Origin of the sequence: Halopenitus sp. H-Gu1 (genome assembly GCF_041821145.1) — an archaeon.
In the GTDB taxonomy this organism is placed as follows: domain Archaea; phylum Halobacteriota; class Halobacteria; order Halobacteriales; family Haloferacaceae; genus Halopenitus.
The window spans coordinates 1-17,290 of the sequence record NZ_JBGUBC010000018.1; the positions used below are offsets into that span (position 1 = coordinate 1).

Below are 17,290 nucleotides of genomic sequence, written 5' to 3' on the forward strand. Positions count from 1 at the left end.
CCCATTCATATTTCATTCATCCTTTGTAGTAGTGACAACCCTCTGGGAGAGTTGATTCGCCGCCTGCCCATTCATATTTCATTCATCCTTTGTAGTAGTGACAACGCTCTGGAGTGAGTTGGAGTGTCGTCAGTCGGTCAGTTTTTGCACGGAGATGCGTCTTCACGGTCTCACTACTTCCAAGGGGGATCGTCTCTCGACGTTCTGGGAGACGTCCTCGTCATGACGACGGCGACGATCGAGCCCACTCGTGAGAATCAGCTCCGGAGATTCATCCGGCTGTAGCCGGAGGTCGACGTTACTCCTCGCGATCGGGTGCTCGAAGCGAATCGTCGACGACGGTTCCGTCCGGTCGGATGGTGATCGTTCCAAGTGAGACGGTCTCTCCGACGTCGGCGCGTCTGTCGATCGTTTCGAGGACGGCTCGCCGGTCGAGGCGCTCCCAGACTTCCCGTTCGACGAGTGATTGGAATGCCTCGGGATCCGACCACCCCGAATCGATCGCCGAGGGAACACGAACGACGAACTCGAAGGCCGTCTCCGTGAGGTGGATGCCAACCGCGAACGTGTCTTCGCTCACGGGGGCGTCTTCGGGACGGACGTGCAAAGGGACACCGATGGCGGTTGGCGATCGACTGCCCGAAAGACATTTGTCGACCGAAACGGATCCTCGGCCGTGGCACCTCCTCAAAGCGGGGACGATCCCGTCATCTCCCCCGCGATCGGACTCGCAGTCGCGATCCTCGCGATCAGCACCGGTGCGATACTGGTCCGGTTGAGCACGGCTCCGAGTTCGGTGGCGGCCCTCTATCGCGTGACGTTTACCACCATCCCGCTCGTTCCGATCCTGTTCATTCGGTATCGCGATCACCTTCGTCGGATCACCCGTCGCGATCTGGGTTTCGCCGTCGTGTCGGGTGTTGCGCTTGCGATTCACTTTGCGAGTTGGTTCGAGAGTCTCGAGTGGACGAGCGTCGCTGCCAGCGTGACGCTCGTCCAGGCACAACCAGTGTTCGTGGCAATCGGTGCCTGGCTGCTGCTTCGTGAGACGGTCACGCGCTCGATGGCGGCCGGGATCGCCGTTGCCGTCCTCGGCGTGGTCGGGATGTCGGTCGGTGACCTGCTGACCGGAGGACTCGTCGGCGCGGCACCGCTGTACGGCAATGCACTCGCGCTGGTGGGTGCGGTCATGGCGGCCGTCTACGTTCTCGCCGGTCGATCGCTTCGGCAACGCGTCGCGCTCATTCCCTACGTCGTCATCGTCTACGGCGTCTGTGCGATCACGCTTTTCGTGTTCGTGCTGGTACAGGGCCTCCCACTTCTCGAGTATCCCGCACGGGAATGGTGGATCTTCATCGGGCTCGCCGTCGGCCCCGGACTCTTCGGCCATACCGTGATAAACTGGGCGCTCGCCCACGTCGACTCGAGTCTCGTCTCCGTCTCGCTGCTCGGTGAGCCGGTCGGTGCGACGCTGCTCGCGCTCGCGATCTTCATCGAGGTTCCGACGCCGGCGACCGTCGTGAGCGGCACGATCGTCCTCGCGGGGATCTACCTCACCGCCCGCGGCCGTCCGGACGTGTGATCGTCCCCCTTCCGTTCAGTGTAGTTTGATCTCGACGCGGCGGCCGTCGGGATCGCGAACGTAGGCGGCCCAGTCACGTCCGTAAGCCCCGTATCGCTTTTTCGGCTCGTCCGGTTCGATCTCGTAACCCGCCTCGTCGATCGTCTCGAGAATCCCTTCGAGTTGGTCTCGAGTGTCCATCTCGTCCGATCGCACGAGCAGGCAAACGTGCTCGCCGCCAACGTCGAGTTCGTCCTCGTCGAGCGATTTCGGATCGGTCGGAACGAGATGGAGATGTCGCCCGCCCGCCACGACTGCGACGTAGGGAACCTCGTCGGCGTTGTAGCGATCACGGTCGCGGACCGACAGTCCGAGCAGATCACGATAGAAGGCCAGTGACGCCGCGAGATCGGTGACGCGTAACGCAACGTGGTCCACGTCGGAAACTTCGATGTCCATGCCAGCGGATCGTTCCCGATCGACTTAGCTGGACGGGGACCGTTCGGGCTTCCGACCGTAACGTCCGACTATGACGTCTCGTCCCCAGTTTCCTCCAGGAGGGATCCGGTCTTTCGGTGACGGTCGCGAAACATCGCCTCGAATCCGAGTTGCACGAGGGGATCGAGGCGATCAGTCACGATCCCGATGGGCATTCGATACTCCAGATCGTCGACGAGAACCGTCTCGTCACCGTCGGCGAAAAACAGGTGCGTGTGTTCCCATCGAGGGAGCGGGCCCTCCTCCATGTCGTCGATGAAGTACGCGCGTCCCGGGTTCGATCGACGTCGACGGATGTGGGAGGTCCATCCGCGTCGGGGCCCGATCCCGAACGGATGAAGCGACATTCGGATCCGGGTTCCCTCCTCGAGAATCTCGAGATCGCGCTCGCCGTCGGGACCGACGACGGAGTCGATCCGCAGATTCATCCAATCCGGCGTCAGTGCCGTCAAGCCCTCCACTCGCGAGTGGAACTCCCAGACGCGTTCGAGCGGAGCCGCGATCCTCGTTCGTCGCCGATACGTGGGCATACTCCCAATAGGAAGCTGACCGGCAAAAGGATCGTGTGCCCTCGCCGATGGTCGCAAGCGCGATCGATCCCGAATCAGTCGCATCGAAACGCCGATATCCCGGCGACTTCTTTCCTTCGACGATGGAACGTGGCGCGATCGATGTCGGCTCGCTCGATGGACCGTTCGACCTACAGGCCACCCTTGAGAGCGGTCAGAGTTATCTCTGGACACGCGAGGACGAACGTGCCTACGAGACGGATGGTGCTCACGGGGGCGATCACACCTACCACACAGTTGTTCCCCCGATCGATGGCGTAAACGACCAACGGGAAGTGGTTCGGGTCCGACAGCGCGGCGGGGTTCAGGAAGGGACCCTCGAGTGGGAATCGACGACGGACGCCACGCCGATCCTCACCCACCTCCTTCGGCTCGATGACGACCTCGACGCCATCCTGGCGAGAACTCCCGACGATCCGCTCTTTGAACGGGCCTCCGAGGCCTACGAAGGGATGCGTCTCGTTCGCGATCCGCCGTTTTCGTGTCTCGTCTCGTTCATTTGTTCCGCACAGATGCGCGTTCACCGGATCCACGGAATGCAGCGTCGACTTGAGGCCACCTACGGCGAGCCGATCGACTTCGAGGGCGAGCGGTACCACGCGTTCCCGACCCCGAAGCGGCTCGCCGAGGCGAGTGAAGCGGCCCTTCGCGACCTGTCGTTGGGATACCGCGCGCCCTACGTGAAACGAACGGCTCGCATGGTCGCCGAGGGCGAAACGCGGCCCGAGCGTGCCGCCGACATGGCATACGAGTCGGCTCGCGAGTGGCTGACTCGGTTCGTTGGAGTTGGACAAAAGGTCGCAGACTGCGTGGCGCTGTTCTCACTGGATTTCCTCGAGGCGGTGCCGCTTGACACCTGGATTCGCTCGGTTATCGCCGATCGGTACCCCGATTGTGACCGCGGCGGGTACGTCGAGACGTCGCGAGCGATTCGCGAGCGGTTCGGTGGACCAATAGCCGGCTACACGCAGACGTACGTGTTTCATCACCTTCGGTCGGGCGGGGAGTGAGCTCACAGGAGTCGGCCGAACCTTCATACCCCCTCGTGCGTTAGTTACTACCACGATGGATTGTCGAGTCGTCGTCGAAGCTGCGGTTCCGGTATACGACGTAACGAACGCCGACGAGGCGATCCGGATCGCGATCTCGAAGACCGGCGAGATGTTGAATCCCGATCTCAACTACGTCGAGATCGAGATGGGATCACGAACCTCGCCGGGCGGGGAGGAGCTTCCCCCCGCCTTCATCGCAGCCGACGAGGCCCTCGTCGCCCTCGAGTTGGAGATGACCGTGTTCAACGTCGATCGACCCGAACACGCTTCTCGAATCGCTCGCAAGGAGATCGGCCAACGGCTCCACAACATCCCGCTTTCGGTACTTGAGATCGAGGTCCTCGAGGATGAAGACGGGGATGAGACTGAGGATGAGACTGAGGACGGGGATGAGACGGAAGAGGAGGACGACGACGCAGACGCCGGTACTGAGTCCGACGATGAGGAGGATCTACTGCCCGAGTTCGAGGAGATGGTCGACGAATGATTCGAACCCTCTCGCTGACGAGATACGAATCCGAGTGACGGCCACGACGTCATCGTGGTAGCGATCGTGGGCGGCGTCGATCGTAATAGTAGGCGGGACGGCGTCTCCACTACGGGGAACTATGGCGTCGAGATGCGTCGATGTCCGTCGTTCAGTCCGCGGTGGGGGCCAGCGTCTCGGAGTCGGCCTCCTCCATCGGTGTGGTGATTCCCTTTGCGAGTTTAAAAACAGCCGCCTTGTGATCGGTCTTCGATTTGTGGATCGATGTCGGTTTTACGCCCATCGTCTCGTACTCTTCGAGATCGAGGTCCTCGTTCCAGTATTCGCACTGTTTTCGTACTTCCGAAAGAAGCCCGTGCAGGTGGATGAGCTCTTGTTTCTTCATGAGCAGGCGTTTCTAGCGACCGGAGGTTTATAGTATTATCTTGAGTCCCGTTAACATACTTCTCAACGTAGACGGCTCATACCTGCCATATTCAAGCGATCCGTGGAAACGCCGCGAAGCTTTAATGCGATTCCACCGAAACCATCATATATGGACTACGACGATCGACTCGACCGTGCGCTCGAGGAGACCCCGGATATCCATCAGCAGGGCGAACGCTTCGAGGTCCCGACGCCGGAGATTCGGACGGAGGGGCACGCGACCGTCTTCGAGAACTTCCAGGACGTCGTCGAACGTCTCGACCGCGATCCGGATCACGTCCTGCAGTTCCTCCAGAACGAACTCGGGACGAGCGCGCGGATCGACGAAAGCGGACGCGCACGACTGACCGGTGACTTCTCGACGGACCGGATCCAGGCGGCGATCGACGACTATCTGGAGGCATTCGTGATCTGTCCGGAGTGTGGACTCCCCGATACGCGCTTTGAGACCGAACAGGGGACGCGAGTGATCAAGTGTGACGCCTGTGGTGCGATCTCGCCGACCGGCGAGTGACTGCCGACTCCTGGTCGGGGGGCCTACTGAAACTGTTTGACCGTCTCGAGGTCGCGTCCGGTCCGCATGAACTCCGTCAGTCGCCGCGTAGCGTGACAGTCGGGGCAGCTGAAGTTCGTCCGAAGATCTGGGAGATCGCTAGGTGAGTCCTGCCAGTCCTTCGAACACTCGGGACACTGCAGTCGAACGAATGCTTCGACCATGCTGTTGGGTTTCGCCCCCTCCCTAAAGAAGGTGTGCCCGAGACGTCCGTTCGTGTTCTTACCGCCGTGATATTTATCCGTCCCTCTCGAAGTTCCCCCATGCCCGGCGATAGTGAGGATCCGAACGCGGAGGTACAGTATCATCTCGAGATCACTCTCGAGGACATCGCATCGAGCGTGTTGCTTCCTGGCGATCCCGATCGCGTCGACGCGGTTGAGGCGATCTGGGAGTCGGCCGAGGAGGTCGCACGACACCGGGAGTACCGAACCGTGACCGGTCGATACGACGGAGTTCCCATCTCGGTCACATCGACCGGGATCGGATCGCCGTCGGCGGCGATCGCCCTCGAGGAACTCGCGCGCGCGGACGCGGAAACCTTCATTCGGGTTGGCTCCTGTGGTGCGCTCCATCCGGAAATGGACATCGGCGATCTGGTGATCACCACGGGTGCCGTCAGACAGGAGGGAACGAGCGACGAGTACGTCCGCGAGGACTATCCCGCGGCTGCAAGCGACGAGGTCGTCTCCGCACTCGTCGCCGCCGCAGAGCGGCTGGGGCATGACTACCACGTCGGGATCACGATGAGCACCGATTCCTTTTATGCAGGACAGGGCCGTCCCGGATTCGACGGCTTCGAGGCGGCCGGCTCGGCGGAACTCCTCGACGAGCTTCGTGAGGCGAACGTGAAGAACGTCGAGATGGAGACGAGCGCCATTCTCACGCTCGCGAACGTCTACGGGCTCCGCGCTGGCGCGGTCTGTGCAGTCTATGCGAACCGGGCGACCGGTGAGTTCCGGACCGAGGGCGATTCGCGTGCGGTCGAGACCGCAAGCCTCGCGGTAAAACTTCTCGCACGGATGGACGGACGGGCGGCCGAGGCCGGCGCGGATCGGTTTCATGCGGGCCTGTCGCTTGAATGAGGATCCAACTGCAGAACGGTTCCAAAGCGACTTTATCCGATGGACACCCACCCTGTGGTATGAGTACGCAAGTTGTCGTCGTCGGCTCCGGATATGCCGGATCGGGCGCGATCAAGTCGCTCGAAGCGGAGATCGACGACGAGATCGACGTTACGTGGATCTCCGAACACGACTACCACCTCGTGCTCCACGAGGTTCACCGTGTGATCCGCGATCCGTCGATCGAATCGAAGATAACGATACCCATAGAGGAGATCAAATCCCGGTCGACCCGATTCGTTCAGGGGCGCGTGGTCGACGTTGATGTCGAGGATCGCCGGATTGAGACCGACGACGGGACGACCGTCGACTACGACTACCTGCTTTTGGCGATCGGTTCGACGACTGCGTTCTTCGGGATCGAGGGGCTCAAGGAGAACGCTCACCAACTGAAATGTCTCGAGGACGCCCGCGCAATCCACGACGACGTTCGTGCAGCCGCCTCCGAGGCAACCCAGTCGGAACCGGCACAGGTTCTCGTCGGCGGTGCCGGGCTCTCCGGGATCCAGACGGCTGGCGAGATCGCCGAGTACCGCGACAAACACCGGGCCCCGATAGACGTCAAACTCATCGAAGGCCTCGAGGAGGTCTTCCCCGGTAACGATCCGGAGATCCAGGGCGCACTCCGGAAGCGTCTCGAAGAGGCGGACATCGAGATCCTTACGGGTGATTTCATCTCGCGGGCCGACGAGGAGTCCGTCTATCTCGGCGGCGGCGAGGAGGAGGAGCCCGAGGAACTCCCCTACGACGTGCTCGTCTGGACGGGCGGCATCACCGGCCACGAGGAACTCGAGAACGTCGACGTGGAGAAGGACGACCGCTCGAATCGCGTCGTCGCGAACTCGGATTTCACCACGAGCGACGACCGCGTGTTCGCGATCGGGGACACCGCGCTCGTCGAACAGGGCTCCGATGAGGTTGCGCCGCCGACCGCACAGGCCGCCTGGCAGGCTGCCGAGGTCGCCGGCGAGAACCTTGCGCGTGCGGCTCGCGGCGCTCCGCTCAAAACCTGGCACCACGACGACAAAGGAACCGTCATCTCGGTCGGCGAGCGGGCGGTCGCACACGACGTCGCCGGCGTCCCGATATCCACCTTCGGCGGCCCCGGGGCGAAGATACTGAAAAAAGGGATCGCGAGCCGGTGGATCGCGAAGGTCTCCTCGACCGGGCGTGGCGTGAGCGCGTTCGGCGATATGTAACGTCCGGGCGGCGAGATTTCAAAACGGGGCGGTCGAACGTGTTTGGATGGCTTCCGGTGAGTTCGGATGGATTACAGTGTGTTTTGCGTCGCTCAGTGTGACGGCTCTTCGACGGGCGCGCGCATATCGTCGATCCGCAAGATGAGAACGTTCGAGGTGTCGTCTTTCCCGTCGACGGTTCCCTCGATCAGCAGTTTCGACAGCGGCGTCGGTCCGACGGTCACCGAATCTCCCTCGTTGAACCCGCGAACCGATCCCTGTAGGTGGATCTCCGCGCGACACAGTTCGGGGTGGTGAACGCTTGAGAGGTCGATATCGTCGACGTTCGCCTCCTCGACATACTCGCCGTTGTGTCTGATCGCGACGTCTGCCGGCTCGTCCATCTCTTGGACATCGAGCGCCTCGTAGGCGCTCGCGGTCGGTTTGTATCCGCCCTTGGGTCCGGGAACCCCCTCGACGAGCTGGAGAGCCTTCAGGCTCTGCATCTGGTTGCGGATCGTTCCCGGATTCCGGTCTACTTCCCCTGCGATCTCTTCTCCTTTGACCGCGCCCTCCTCCTCGCGGTGGAGATTAATGAGGGCAGTGAGTATGCTTTTTTGACTCGACGTCAGCTCGATCGATGACATACGGTCCACTACTCACGGCTTCTGCTTAAATGCGGTGGATGACCCACCCAAGTCCCGGAAGTCCGACTCGAACGGTGAAGCCGCTGTGCGTCCCCGTGCCACCTGACCGTTCCCAGTATCGGCGCTTGCGACTGAACTAGTTGAGGGTGTGTTCGGAAAGTCGGTGGGGAGGCGGGCGTCCGACTAGAGGCGGGCGTTCTGCTGTAAGCAGCGTCTGCGGTACGTGATATCCTGCTGTACGCGGCGTCCTGCTGTAAGAGCGGCATCTCGCTGTACGCGGGTCCGTCAGTTGGGAGGCACGCCGACCGGCCTACTCCTCGCCGGTCTCGACCGTCTCCGCTTCGGAGCGATCGCCGTCGTTTTCCGCGATCGCAGCGGGAACGATATCGAGACACGCGACCTCGTCGTCCGGATCGAGGTCCATCACGATCACACCCATCGTGTTTCGCCCGACGGTCGAGACGTCCTCAACGCGCGTCCGCACGATCTGTCCGTCGGCGCTCATCGCGATCAGGTGATCACCGTGGGTGACCGCTTCGATCGCGACGACAGAACCGTTTCGGCTTCCCGTCTTGATGTCGATGAGACCCTTTCCGTTTCGTGACTGGACGCGGTAGTCCTCGACGTCGGAGCGTTTTCCGTAGCCGTTCTCGGTGACCGTGAGCACCCAGTTGTGCCGGTCGGCGTCGACGGCTGCGAGTCCGGCCACTCGATCGCCCGGCCGGAGATCGATTCCCCGGACTCCGCGGGCGCTTCGTCCCATCGGTCGCACCTCGTCCTCGTCGAACCGGATCGCCATCCCGTCTGCGGTCCCGATCACGAGATCGGAGTCGCCGTCCGTCTCCTCGACGTCGACGAGTTCGTCGCCGTCCTCCAACCGCAACGCACGGATCCCGGTCGATCGGATATTCTCGAAGGCCTCGACGGACGTCCGTTTGATGTACCCGTCGCGGGTGACCATCGTCAGATATCGCTCCTCGTCGACGTCCTCGCCCACTCGATCGCAGTCGACGACTGCCTGAATCTCCTCGTCGTCGTCGAGATCAAGCAGGTTGACTGCCGACTTGCCCCGGGCCGTCCGGGACATCTCGGGGATCTCGTAGGTCTTCAGCTGATAGATCTGCCCCCGGTTCGTGATCGCAAGCAGGTAATCGTGGGAGTTGGCGAGGAACACCGAGGAGACGCGATCGCCCTCCTTGAGGTCCGCTCCGATGATCCCCTTTCCACCGCGGTTTTGTGCACGGAAGGTCTCGAGGGACATCCGCTTGATGTAGTCGTCTTCGGACATCACGACGACACACTCCTCCTCGGGAATGAGGTCCTCGTGGGTCACCGTCCCGGAGTCCTCGATGAAGGACGTGCGACGCTCGTCGTCGTACTCGTCTTTGATCGCAAGCAACTCCGATTCGATCACCGAATCGAGCTCCGCCTGCGAATCGAGGATCTCCTCGAGGCGCTCGATGCGTTCCATCACGTCCGAATACTCCTGTTCGATCTCCTCCGTCTCCATCGACGTCAGCGATCCGAGTTGCATCCGAACGATGTGTTCGGCCTGCTCGGGCGTGAATCCGAACGTCTCCTCCAGATCGGCCTTTGCGGCGTCGCGATCCTCGGATTCGCGAATGGTCTCGACGACTTCGTCGACGTGTTCGAGCGCGCGAAGCCGGCCTTCGAGGATGTGTGCGCGATCCTCTCGTTCGGCGAGTTCATGTTCCGAGCGCCGGCGAACGACCTCACGTCGGTGCTCGAGATAATATTCGAGCGTCTCCTTCAACGAGAGGACCCGTGGTTGGCCGTCGACGAGCGCCAGATTGATCACGCCAAAGGTCCGCTCGAGGTGACTCTCGAGCAGTTGGTTTTTGACCACTTCGGCCATCGCGTCGCGTTTCAACTCCACGACGACGCGGATCCCGTCGCGATCGGATTCGTCCCGCAGGTCGCGGATCCCCTCGATGGAACCCTCGGTGACGTCCTCAGCGATCCGTTCGACCAATCGCGCCTTGTTCTGTTGGAACGGGAGCTCCGTGATGATGATCCGGCCGTTCTCCTCGTCGACCTCGAACTCCGCGCGGACGCGGAGTCGCCCGCGACCGGTCTTGTACGCCTTGTGTACCGTGTTTCGACCCACGATGTTCGCGCCGGTCGGGAAGTCGGGTCCTTCGACGTATTCCATCAGGTCCTCGACGGTCGCCTCCGGGTTCTCGATGAGTTCGACCGTCGCGTCGATCACCTCCCCGAGGTTGTGGGGCGGGATGTTCGTCGACATCCCGACGGCGATCCCCGAGGATCCGTTGACGAGCAGATTCGGAAACGCGGACGGAAGCACTTCCGGCTCCTCGAGCCGATCGTCGTAGTTGCTCTGGAAGTCGACGGTGTCGCGGTCGATGTCCGCGAGCAATTCCTCGGCGATCGGTGCCATCCGCGCCTCGGTGTACCGCATCGCTGCGGGTGGGTCGCCGTCGACGGAGCCGAAGTTCCCCTGTCCGTCGACGAGGGGGTATCGCATCGAGAAGTCCTGAGCCATCCGTGCGAGCGTGTCGTAGATCGCTGAATCGCCGTGGGGATGGTAATCTCCCATCGTCTCGCCGACGATGGAGGAGGATTTGCGGTGTGCAGAACGACTCGTCACGCTCGCTTCGGACATCGCATACAGGATCCGCCGGTGGACGGGTTTCAGCCCGTCACGGACGTCCGGCAGCGCCCGACCCGCGATGACCGACATCGCGTAGTCGATGTACGACTGCTCCATCTCGTCTTCGATTCGAGCGGTCTCGATCTGTGCGGCTTGTACGTCGTCCGGTGTTGGAACGTCCGAACTCATCTATATATCCACCCATTCGGCGTCGGTCGCGTGCTCTTTGATGAACTGCTTTCGCGGCTCGACGGCGTCGCCCATCAGGACGCTGAACATCCGATCTGCGGCCGCTGCATCCTCGATCGTGATCCGTTTGAGAATGCGATTTTCCGGGTTCATCGTCGTCTCCCACAGCTGGTCGGGGTTCATCTCGCCGAGCCCCTTGAACCGCTGGACCTGACCGGGATCCCCGTCGCACTTCTCCTCGACGATCCGGTCGCGTTCGGCCTCGGTCATTGCGTCGTAGGTCTCCCCTTTATGCCGGACCCGATACAGCGGCGGTTGGGCCGCGTAGACGTAGCCCGATTCGATGAGCGGTTTCATATGCCGGTACAGAAGCGTCAACAGGAGGGTTCTAATGTGGGCTCCGTCGACGTCCGCATCCGTCATGATAATTATCTTTTGATACCTCACATCCTCGATGTCGAACTCCTCGCCGATCCCGGCGCCGATCGCCGTGATCAGCGCACGGATTTCGGTATTCTCGAGAACGCGGTCGAGGCGATGCTTCTCGACGTTGAGGATCTTTCCTTTGATCGGGAGGATCGCCTGATTGGCTCGATCGCGGCCCTGTTTGGCGCTTCCCCCGGCGCTGTCGCCTTCCACCACGAACAGTTCGGCCTCCGCGGGGTCGCGCGTCTGACAGTCCGCAAGCTTGCCGGGAAGGGCAGTCGACTCCAGTGCGGACTTTCGGCGAGTGAGTTCCTCGGCCTTCTTTGCAGCCTTGCGTGCCCGTGCGGCCTCGGCGGCCTTCGAGACGACCGCTCTCGCGGTGTCGGGATTCTCCTCGAAGAAGGTGTCGAGCCCTTCATGGACCGCGGATTCGACGATTCCCCTAACCTCCGAGTTCCCGAGTTTCGTCTTCGTTTGTCCCTCGAACTGCGGATCGGGATGTTTCACCGAGATGACTGCGGTGAGACCCTCTCGGACGTCCTCTCCTTTGAGGTTGGCCTCGAGGTCGTCGATCAGGCCGTGCTCGTTGGCGTAGTCGTTGACCACGCGCGTGAGGGCCGTCTTGAATCCGGTGAGATGGGTTCCCCCTTCGCGTGTATTGATGTTGTTGGCGAATGCGTGGATCGAGCCCTGTAGCTCCTCAGTTGCCTGCATCGCGATCTCCACGTGGACGTCATCCTCCTCGTCCGCGAAGTAGATGACCTCGGAGTGGATCGGCGATCGGCTCTCGTTGAGATATTGGACGAACTCGCGGATGCCGCCGTCATAGAGGAACGTCTCGGACTCGGCTTCGCCGTCTGGTTCCTCCTCTTCGGGTCGCTCGTCGGTGAGGGTGATCGCGACGCCGGAGTTGAGAAACGCCAACTCCCGAAGCCGATTTGCAAGCGTTCCGTAGGAGTAGTCGGTCGTCTCGAAGATATCCTCGTCGGGCCAAAATCGGATCGTCGTCCCCGTCTCCTCGTCCGGATTCATTTTACGGACCCGCTCGAAGGCGCCCTCGACGGGCTGGCCGGATTCGAAGCGATGGCGATAGACGCCGCCGTCGCGTTTGACCTCGACCTCAAGTCGGCTCGACAGGGCATTGACCACGCTGACGCCGACGCCGTGAAGGCCGCCCGAGACCTGATAGGACTTGGAGTCGAATTTGCCGCCGGCGTGCAGGACCGTCATGATGACTTCCAGTGCCGGTCGGTCGTACTTTTCGTGGGTGTCGACGGGGATCCCGCGACCGTCGTCGCTTACTGTGACCGACGCGTCGTCGTGGATCGTTACGTCGATGTTGTCACAGTACCCGGCGAGGGCCTCGTCGATCGAATTGTCGACCACTTCGTAGACGAGGTGGTGTAATCCCCCTTCGTCGGTCGACCCGATATACATCGCCGGGCGTTTACGTACGGCCTGAAGGCCTTCGAGGACCTGAATCTGGCCTGCGCCGTACTCGTTTTCCTCTGACATTGAACTTGCAAAAGGTAGTACACCCCCACTGATAAAGCCCCCGCACGCGCGGGCGCGCAAGCGAGAAGAAATAAGCGTGTGCAGCCCCCTCGCACGACCGATCGCAGAATAACGCTTGAAACCATTCCGAACGACCGATCACGTTCGACGATCCGCAACCATCTTGCGACGTCCCGTTCCGGACCGTTTCTCCTCCGTCAGATCCCCCGGACGGTGTCGACCGTCCGATTCCACTTTCACCCCGCCGCCGGAGGGGTTTTAACCCCGACTGGGTAAGACTCTCCCATCGAATGACGTCCTTCCAGTCGACGCTCGACGACGAGGAGGGGATCGCAGACGAGTTGGCTGCAGCCCAACGTGAGATCTCCATCGCCGAGTTCTTCGAGAAGAACAAACACATGCTCGGGTTCGACTCGGGCGCTCGCGGGTTGGTGACGGCGGTGAAGGAGGCCGTCGATAACGCCCTCGACGCGACCGAGGAAGCGGGAGTCCTTCCCGACATCTACATCGAGATCACCGAGGTCGGCGACTACTACCGACTCGTGATCGAGGATAACGGCCCGGGGATCACCAAAGAACAACTCCCGAAGGTCTTCGGGAAATTGCTGTACGGAAGCCGGTTTCACGCCAGAGAACAGTCCTTGACTCCGGATCAACGGCTACTCATCCGTCGGGACGGGGAGATCGAGTCCCTCCCGATCGGAGTGCTCTGTGACGCATACCTGCCCGGTGAAGGTGACGGAACGGCACCGATCCCGGAGGGGATCGAGGTCCCCTCGTTCAACCGGGAAACCCGTGAGATGACGTGGCAACCGGTTACTCATGCGATCCGGCACGAGACGGACGAGCGCACCTATGAGATCGAGACCGAAACGGGGCGAACCGTCGAGGTCACCGGCAACCACAGCGTGTTCAGCCTGGATTCGAACGGAGACACACGAGAGGTAAAAGCCGGTGAGCTCGAACCCGGCGACGTTCTCCTCACGCCACGGAACCTCCCATCCACGGATCGAACCGTCGAGGAGATCAACCTTCTCGAGTACCTCGATCGCGACCAGCTCGCGGAGCGACGTACCTACGTGTGTGGTTTCGACCGTGAAACGCTTGAGGAGCTCCGAACCGGTGAGACCGTTCGTCGAAGACCCTCGGCCGACAGCTCCCGGGAACGGTACTACCGCTACGACGGCGTCGAGATCCTGACGGACAGCCTGGATCAGAACTACCTGGAAAACGGCTATCTCCCGGCCGAAACGGTGCTCGAACTCGGATGGGAAGAGAAGGCGGCCGACTGTGAGTTCAGGACGTATCGAGTCGGCGGCGAGGAGACGGCGATTCCGGTCTCGATACCCGCCGACGAATCGCTCGTCGAGATGGTGGCGTCCTATCTCTCGGAGGGTCACGCTGGACCAGGGCAAGTCGGGTTCACGTCCGGGAATCACGAACCGGAGCTGATCGAGGCGACCGAACGCGCGGTAGGGACCGTTGGGGGAACGACTACGACCGTCGAACGGGAGTCGAACTCGACGCGAGTGACGGCCTTCGGATCGGCGCTCGCGCTGTTCCTGCAGTCGGCCTGTGGCGACGCCGCCAGAAACAAGCGGGTCCCGGGTTTCGTGTTCGACCTCGACGCGGATCTCCAGCGTCGCTTCATCGGCGCGCTCTACGAGAGGGATGGCTCCGACGCCCATCCGGACAACGAACTCTCACACACGACGCGGAGCGAGACGCTGGCTCGCCAGCTGTCGACGCTCTGGAATATGCAGGGCGTCCTCGCCAGCACCGAGGTCATCGAGAGCAACGATGGCTACGCCGAGGATGTGACCACGAAGTACCGAACGAAGGTCGCCGGTGCGGACGTCGACGCGGTCGACGCACTCGACGACGCGGTCGACCTTCGATCGCAGCGATACAGGCGCGTCCCGACCGAACTGCTCGATGACGTCCGTGTCGATGAGGTCGACGTGGAGACCGTTCCGGACACGATACCGGGTCTCTTGCAGGGCGCAGGCGTCGGATCGAACCGCGAGCACGCGGCGGTGTACTGCTCCCTGATCGAGCGCGCGCTGGACGGCGAACGCGTCGAGAAGCCTCGATACGTTCACACCCTTCAGGAGATGGGACTGCTGGACGATCAGCATCACCCGACCGCCTCGCTCGAATCCTTATGGGAGACCGTTCATTCCATCCACGGCATCACGGACTCCGATATGTGTCTCCTCCCGGTGAAACGCGTCGAGGAGACGGATCCACCGGACCACGTGTACGACATCTCGGTCCCGGGAGCGACCGGTTCCGACGAGAACTTCGTCGTCTCCAATGAGGGTGCGTTGAGCGTCAAAAACAGCCGCGGTCAACAGGGCATCGGCATCTCGGCGGCCGTCCTGTACGCACAGCTCACCTCCGGCCAACCGACGAAGATCACCTCACGCCCAAAGGGACAAGACCAGGCCCAGTATTTCGAGTTGATCATCGATACCGACGCGAACGAGCCGGAGATCAAAGCCGACGCGGAGACGAGTTGGGATCGTCCCCATGGGACCCGCATCGAGTTGGAAATGGAGGCGAACATGCGCGCTCGTTCACAACTGCACGACTACGTGAAACACACGGCAGTCGTCAACCCGCACGCCCGGATCGAGCTCCGCGAGCCCGGACTCGAAGACCCACTGAAGTTCGAACGTGCCACCGACCAGCTTCCGGCGGAAACCTCCGAGATCCGTCCGCACCCCCACGGCGTCGAACTCGGGACGCTCATCAAGATGCTGGAGGCGACCGATTCCTATTCGATCTCGGGATTCCTCCAGGAGGAGTTCACTCGGGTCGGCAAGAAGACCGCCGACTCGCTGCTCACGAACTTTCGGGACCGGTATTTCGGCCGGGAACTGGCCTGGAAGCCACCCGCGCCCCACGAGGACGCCGACGTCGCAACGGCCGTCGAAGCCGCCGTCTCCAACAAGGGAGCGGCGGCTACCGACACGTTCGCGACCCGGATCGCGGAGACGATCGGAACCCACGACCGTCTCTCTCACGCCGAAATGACGGGGATCGTCGAAACGATCGCCGACGAAGTCGAGGCCGACACGGACAAGACGTTCGGGTCGACGGTCCGCGAGAACGCGGTCGCCGCCGCCTGGGGGGAACTCACCGCCTATGGCGACGCCGAGGAGGCTACGGAGGAGGAGACGCGCGATCTGCTCACCGACGACCTGTATGCGATCGTCGAGGACGCGACGAGCACTCGCAAGGACGACGAGACGGTCCGGGCGTTCGCCGAGGCGCTCGCGCGCCGGATCGCCAATCACGGCGACGAGCGGTTCCGGTTCGTTCGACAGGATCTCGAACGGGAGATCGCCGATGCCGCGACGTTCGTCGTCGACCAACATGACGTGAGCTTCGGCGAGACCGCCCGCGAGAACGTCGCCGATGCGCTTTGGTCGGTCATGCGAACGGTCCCCGACGAGGTTCCAAACGTGACTGCTGTGGCGGGGGACCGCGATGCCGCCGCCGACCTGCTCGAGGCGATGCGGGAGACGAACATCCTCGCCCCACCGACCGACTGTCTGGCCCCGATAACCCAGGACCTCGTCGAGGCCGGCCTCCGCAAGGAGTATGACGCAGATTTCTACGCCGCTGCGACGCGCGACGCCGAGGTCCACGGCGGCGACCCCTTCATCGTCGAGGCCGGGATCGCCTACGGCGGCGATATCGAGAACGGAAGCGCCTCGATCCTCCGGTTCGCCAACCGTGTCCCGCTCGTCTATCAGCGCGGTGCCTGTGCGACGACGGACGTGATCAAGTCGATCGGCTGGCGCAACTACGGGCTCGACCAGCCCGGCGGCAGCGGGATCCCGAACGGGTCGGCCGTGATCATGATCCACGTCGCCTCCACGAACGTGCCGTTCACGAGCGAATCGAAGGACGCGCTCGCGAACGTCCCCGAGATCGAAGACGAGATCGAGTTGGCCGTCCGGGAGGCCGCACGCGAATTGAAGTCGTATCTCAACCGGCGCCGGTCGATGCAGAAACGCCGCGAGAAGCAGGACGTCCTCGGCCGGATCCTTCCGGAGATGGCCGACAAGGTCGCGGAGGTTACCGGACGCGATCGACCGGACATCGACGGCGCCCTCGCCCGGATCATGAATAACGTCAGCGTCGAACGCGAGATCGACGACGGGACCGTTCGGCTCGTCGTCGAGAATCACTCGGACGTCTCCGCGGATCCGGAGATCACGGACATTCTTCCGGTCGAACCCATCGATCCCTCGGCGGGAACGGTCGTCGACATGGACGACGAGTGGTTCCTCCAGTGGAAGCCATCGATTCCGGCCGGCGAGGAGGCGGAGTTGCGATACACGATCGACGGAGATCCCGACTTCGACATCAGTGTGAGTGGCGTCGAATCGGAGAAACTCACGGTGAACGCCTGATTACCA

The 17,290-nt window shown here is 62.2% G+C and carries 15 protein-coding genes; 7 read left to right on the forward strand and 8 right to left on the reverse strand.

Translation table 11 applies throughout. From position 1 onward, the window contains the following. Nucleotides 1–298: 298 nt before the first annotated feature. The gene (locus ACERIT_RS12380; RefSeq protein ID WP_373675171.1) at nucleotides 299–580 is read right to left on the reverse strand and encodes a hypothetical protein; all 282 of its coding nucleotides are present in this window, start codon (nucleotides 578–580) and stop codon (nucleotides 299–301) included. A gap of 96 nt (nucleotides 581–676) precedes the next feature. Between ACERIT_RS12380 and ACERIT_RS12385 the strand changes: the two genes are divergently transcribed. Continuing rightward, nucleotides 677–1,582 carry a DMT family transporter gene (locus ACERIT_RS12385; RefSeq protein ID WP_373675172.1) on the forward strand — a complete coding sequence of 302 codons (906 nt, stop codon included), beginning with the start codon at nucleotides 677–679 and terminating at the stop codon, nucleotides 1,580–1,582. A 15-nt stretch (nucleotides 1,583–1,597) separates the two neighbouring features. Here the strand turns inward: ACERIT_RS12385 and ACERIT_RS12390 are convergent, their stop codons facing one another. Beyond that, complete coding sequence (locus tag ACERIT_RS12390) at nucleotides 1,598–2,020, reverse strand: VOC family protein (protein ID WP_373675173.1); 423 nt, start codon at nucleotides 2,018–2,020, stop codon at nucleotides 1,598–1,600. A 68-nt stretch (nucleotides 2,021–2,088) separates the two neighbouring features. Beyond that, nucleotides 2,089–2,589 (reverse strand): SRPBCC family protein, encoded by a 501-nt coding sequence (locus ACERIT_RS12395; RefSeq protein WP_373675174.1) that lies wholly within the window; start codon nucleotides 2,587–2,589, stop codon nucleotides 2,089–2,091. Between the two features lie 122 nt (nucleotides 2,590–2,711). On the opposite strand from ACERIT_RS12395, the gene ACERIT_RS12400 reads away from it, so the two are divergent. Then, nucleotides 2,712–3,638, forward strand: coding sequence for a DNA-3-methyladenine glycosylase (locus ACERIT_RS12400; protein WP_373675226.1), 927 nt, complete (start codon nucleotides 2,712–2,714; stop codon nucleotides 3,636–3,638). Between the two features lie 55 nt (nucleotides 3,639–3,693). Next, entirely contained in the window at nucleotides 3,694–4,167 is a 474-nt protein-coding gene (locus ACERIT_RS12405) for a DUF555 domain-containing protein (protein ID WP_373675175.1), read from the forward strand. 151 nt (nucleotides 4,168–4,318) lie between these two features. Here the strand turns inward: ACERIT_RS12405 and ACERIT_RS12410 are convergent, their stop codons facing one another. Beyond that, nucleotides 4,319–4,552, reverse strand: a complete 234-nt coding sequence (locus tag ACERIT_RS12410) for a UPF0058 family protein (protein WP_373675176.1) — start codon at nucleotides 4,550–4,552, stop codon at nucleotides 4,319–4,321. 150 nt (nucleotides 4,553–4,702) lie between these two features. Between ACERIT_RS12410 and ACERIT_RS12415 the strand changes: the two genes are divergently transcribed. Next, on the forward strand, nucleotides 4,703–5,107 hold the full coding sequence (locus tag ACERIT_RS12415; RefSeq protein WP_373675177.1) for a translation initiation factor IF-2 subunit beta: 405 nt from the start codon (nucleotides 4,703–4,705) through the stop codon (nucleotides 5,105–5,107). 23 nt (nucleotides 5,108–5,130) lie between these two features. Here the strand turns inward: ACERIT_RS12415 and ACERIT_RS12420 are convergent, their stop codons facing one another. Next, complete coding sequence (locus tag ACERIT_RS12420; protein ID WP_373675178.1) at nucleotides 5,131–5,310, reverse strand: hypothetical protein; 180 nt, start codon at nucleotides 5,308–5,310, stop codon at nucleotides 5,131–5,133. A gap of 99 nt (nucleotides 5,311–5,409) precedes the next feature. Here ACERIT_RS12420 and ACERIT_RS12425 point away from each other — a divergent pair, with 99 nt between their 5' ends. Further along, a complete protein-coding gene (locus tag ACERIT_RS12425) occupies nucleotides 5,410–6,231 on the forward strand; it encodes a nucleoside phosphorylase (RefSeq protein WP_373675179.1) in 822 nt (273 codons plus the stop codon). Between the two features lie 59 nt (nucleotides 6,232–6,290). Then, nucleotides 6,291–7,469: an NAD(P)/FAD-dependent oxidoreductase gene (locus ACERIT_RS12430; protein ID WP_373675180.1), complete on the forward strand. Its 1,179-nt coding sequence runs from the start codon at nucleotides 6,291–6,293 to the stop codon at nucleotides 7,467–7,469. A 92-nt stretch (nucleotides 7,470–7,561) separates the two neighbouring features. On the opposite strand, the gene ACERIT_RS12435 is transcribed toward ACERIT_RS12430, so the two are convergent. The 3 genes from ACERIT_RS12435 to gyrB form a co-directional block, all read right to left on the reverse strand. Then, nucleotides 7,562–8,095: an Rrf2 family transcriptional regulator gene (locus ACERIT_RS12435; RefSeq protein ID WP_373675181.1), complete on the reverse strand. Its 534-nt coding sequence runs from the start codon at nucleotides 8,093–8,095 to the stop codon at nucleotides 7,562–7,564. Nucleotides 8,096–8,405: 310 nt separating this feature from the next. After that, entirely contained in the window at nucleotides 8,406–10,916 is a 2,511-nt protein-coding gene (gyrA, locus tag ACERIT_RS12440) for a DNA gyrase subunit A (RefSeq protein WP_373675182.1), read from the reverse strand. Then, a complete protein-coding gene (gyrB, locus tag ACERIT_RS12445; RefSeq protein WP_373675183.1) occupies nucleotides 10,917–12,857 on the reverse strand; it encodes a DNA topoisomerase (ATP-hydrolyzing) subunit B in 1,941 nt (646 codons plus the stop codon). 290 nt (nucleotides 12,858–13,147) lie between these two features. Here gyrB and ACERIT_RS12450 point away from each other — a divergent pair, with 290 nt between their 5' ends. Next, nucleotides 13,148–17,284, forward strand: a complete 4,137-nt coding sequence (locus ACERIT_RS12450; RefSeq protein ID WP_373675184.1) for an ATP-binding protein — start codon at nucleotides 13,148–13,150, stop codon at nucleotides 17,282–17,284. Nucleotides 17,285–17,290 lie beyond the last annotated feature (6 nt).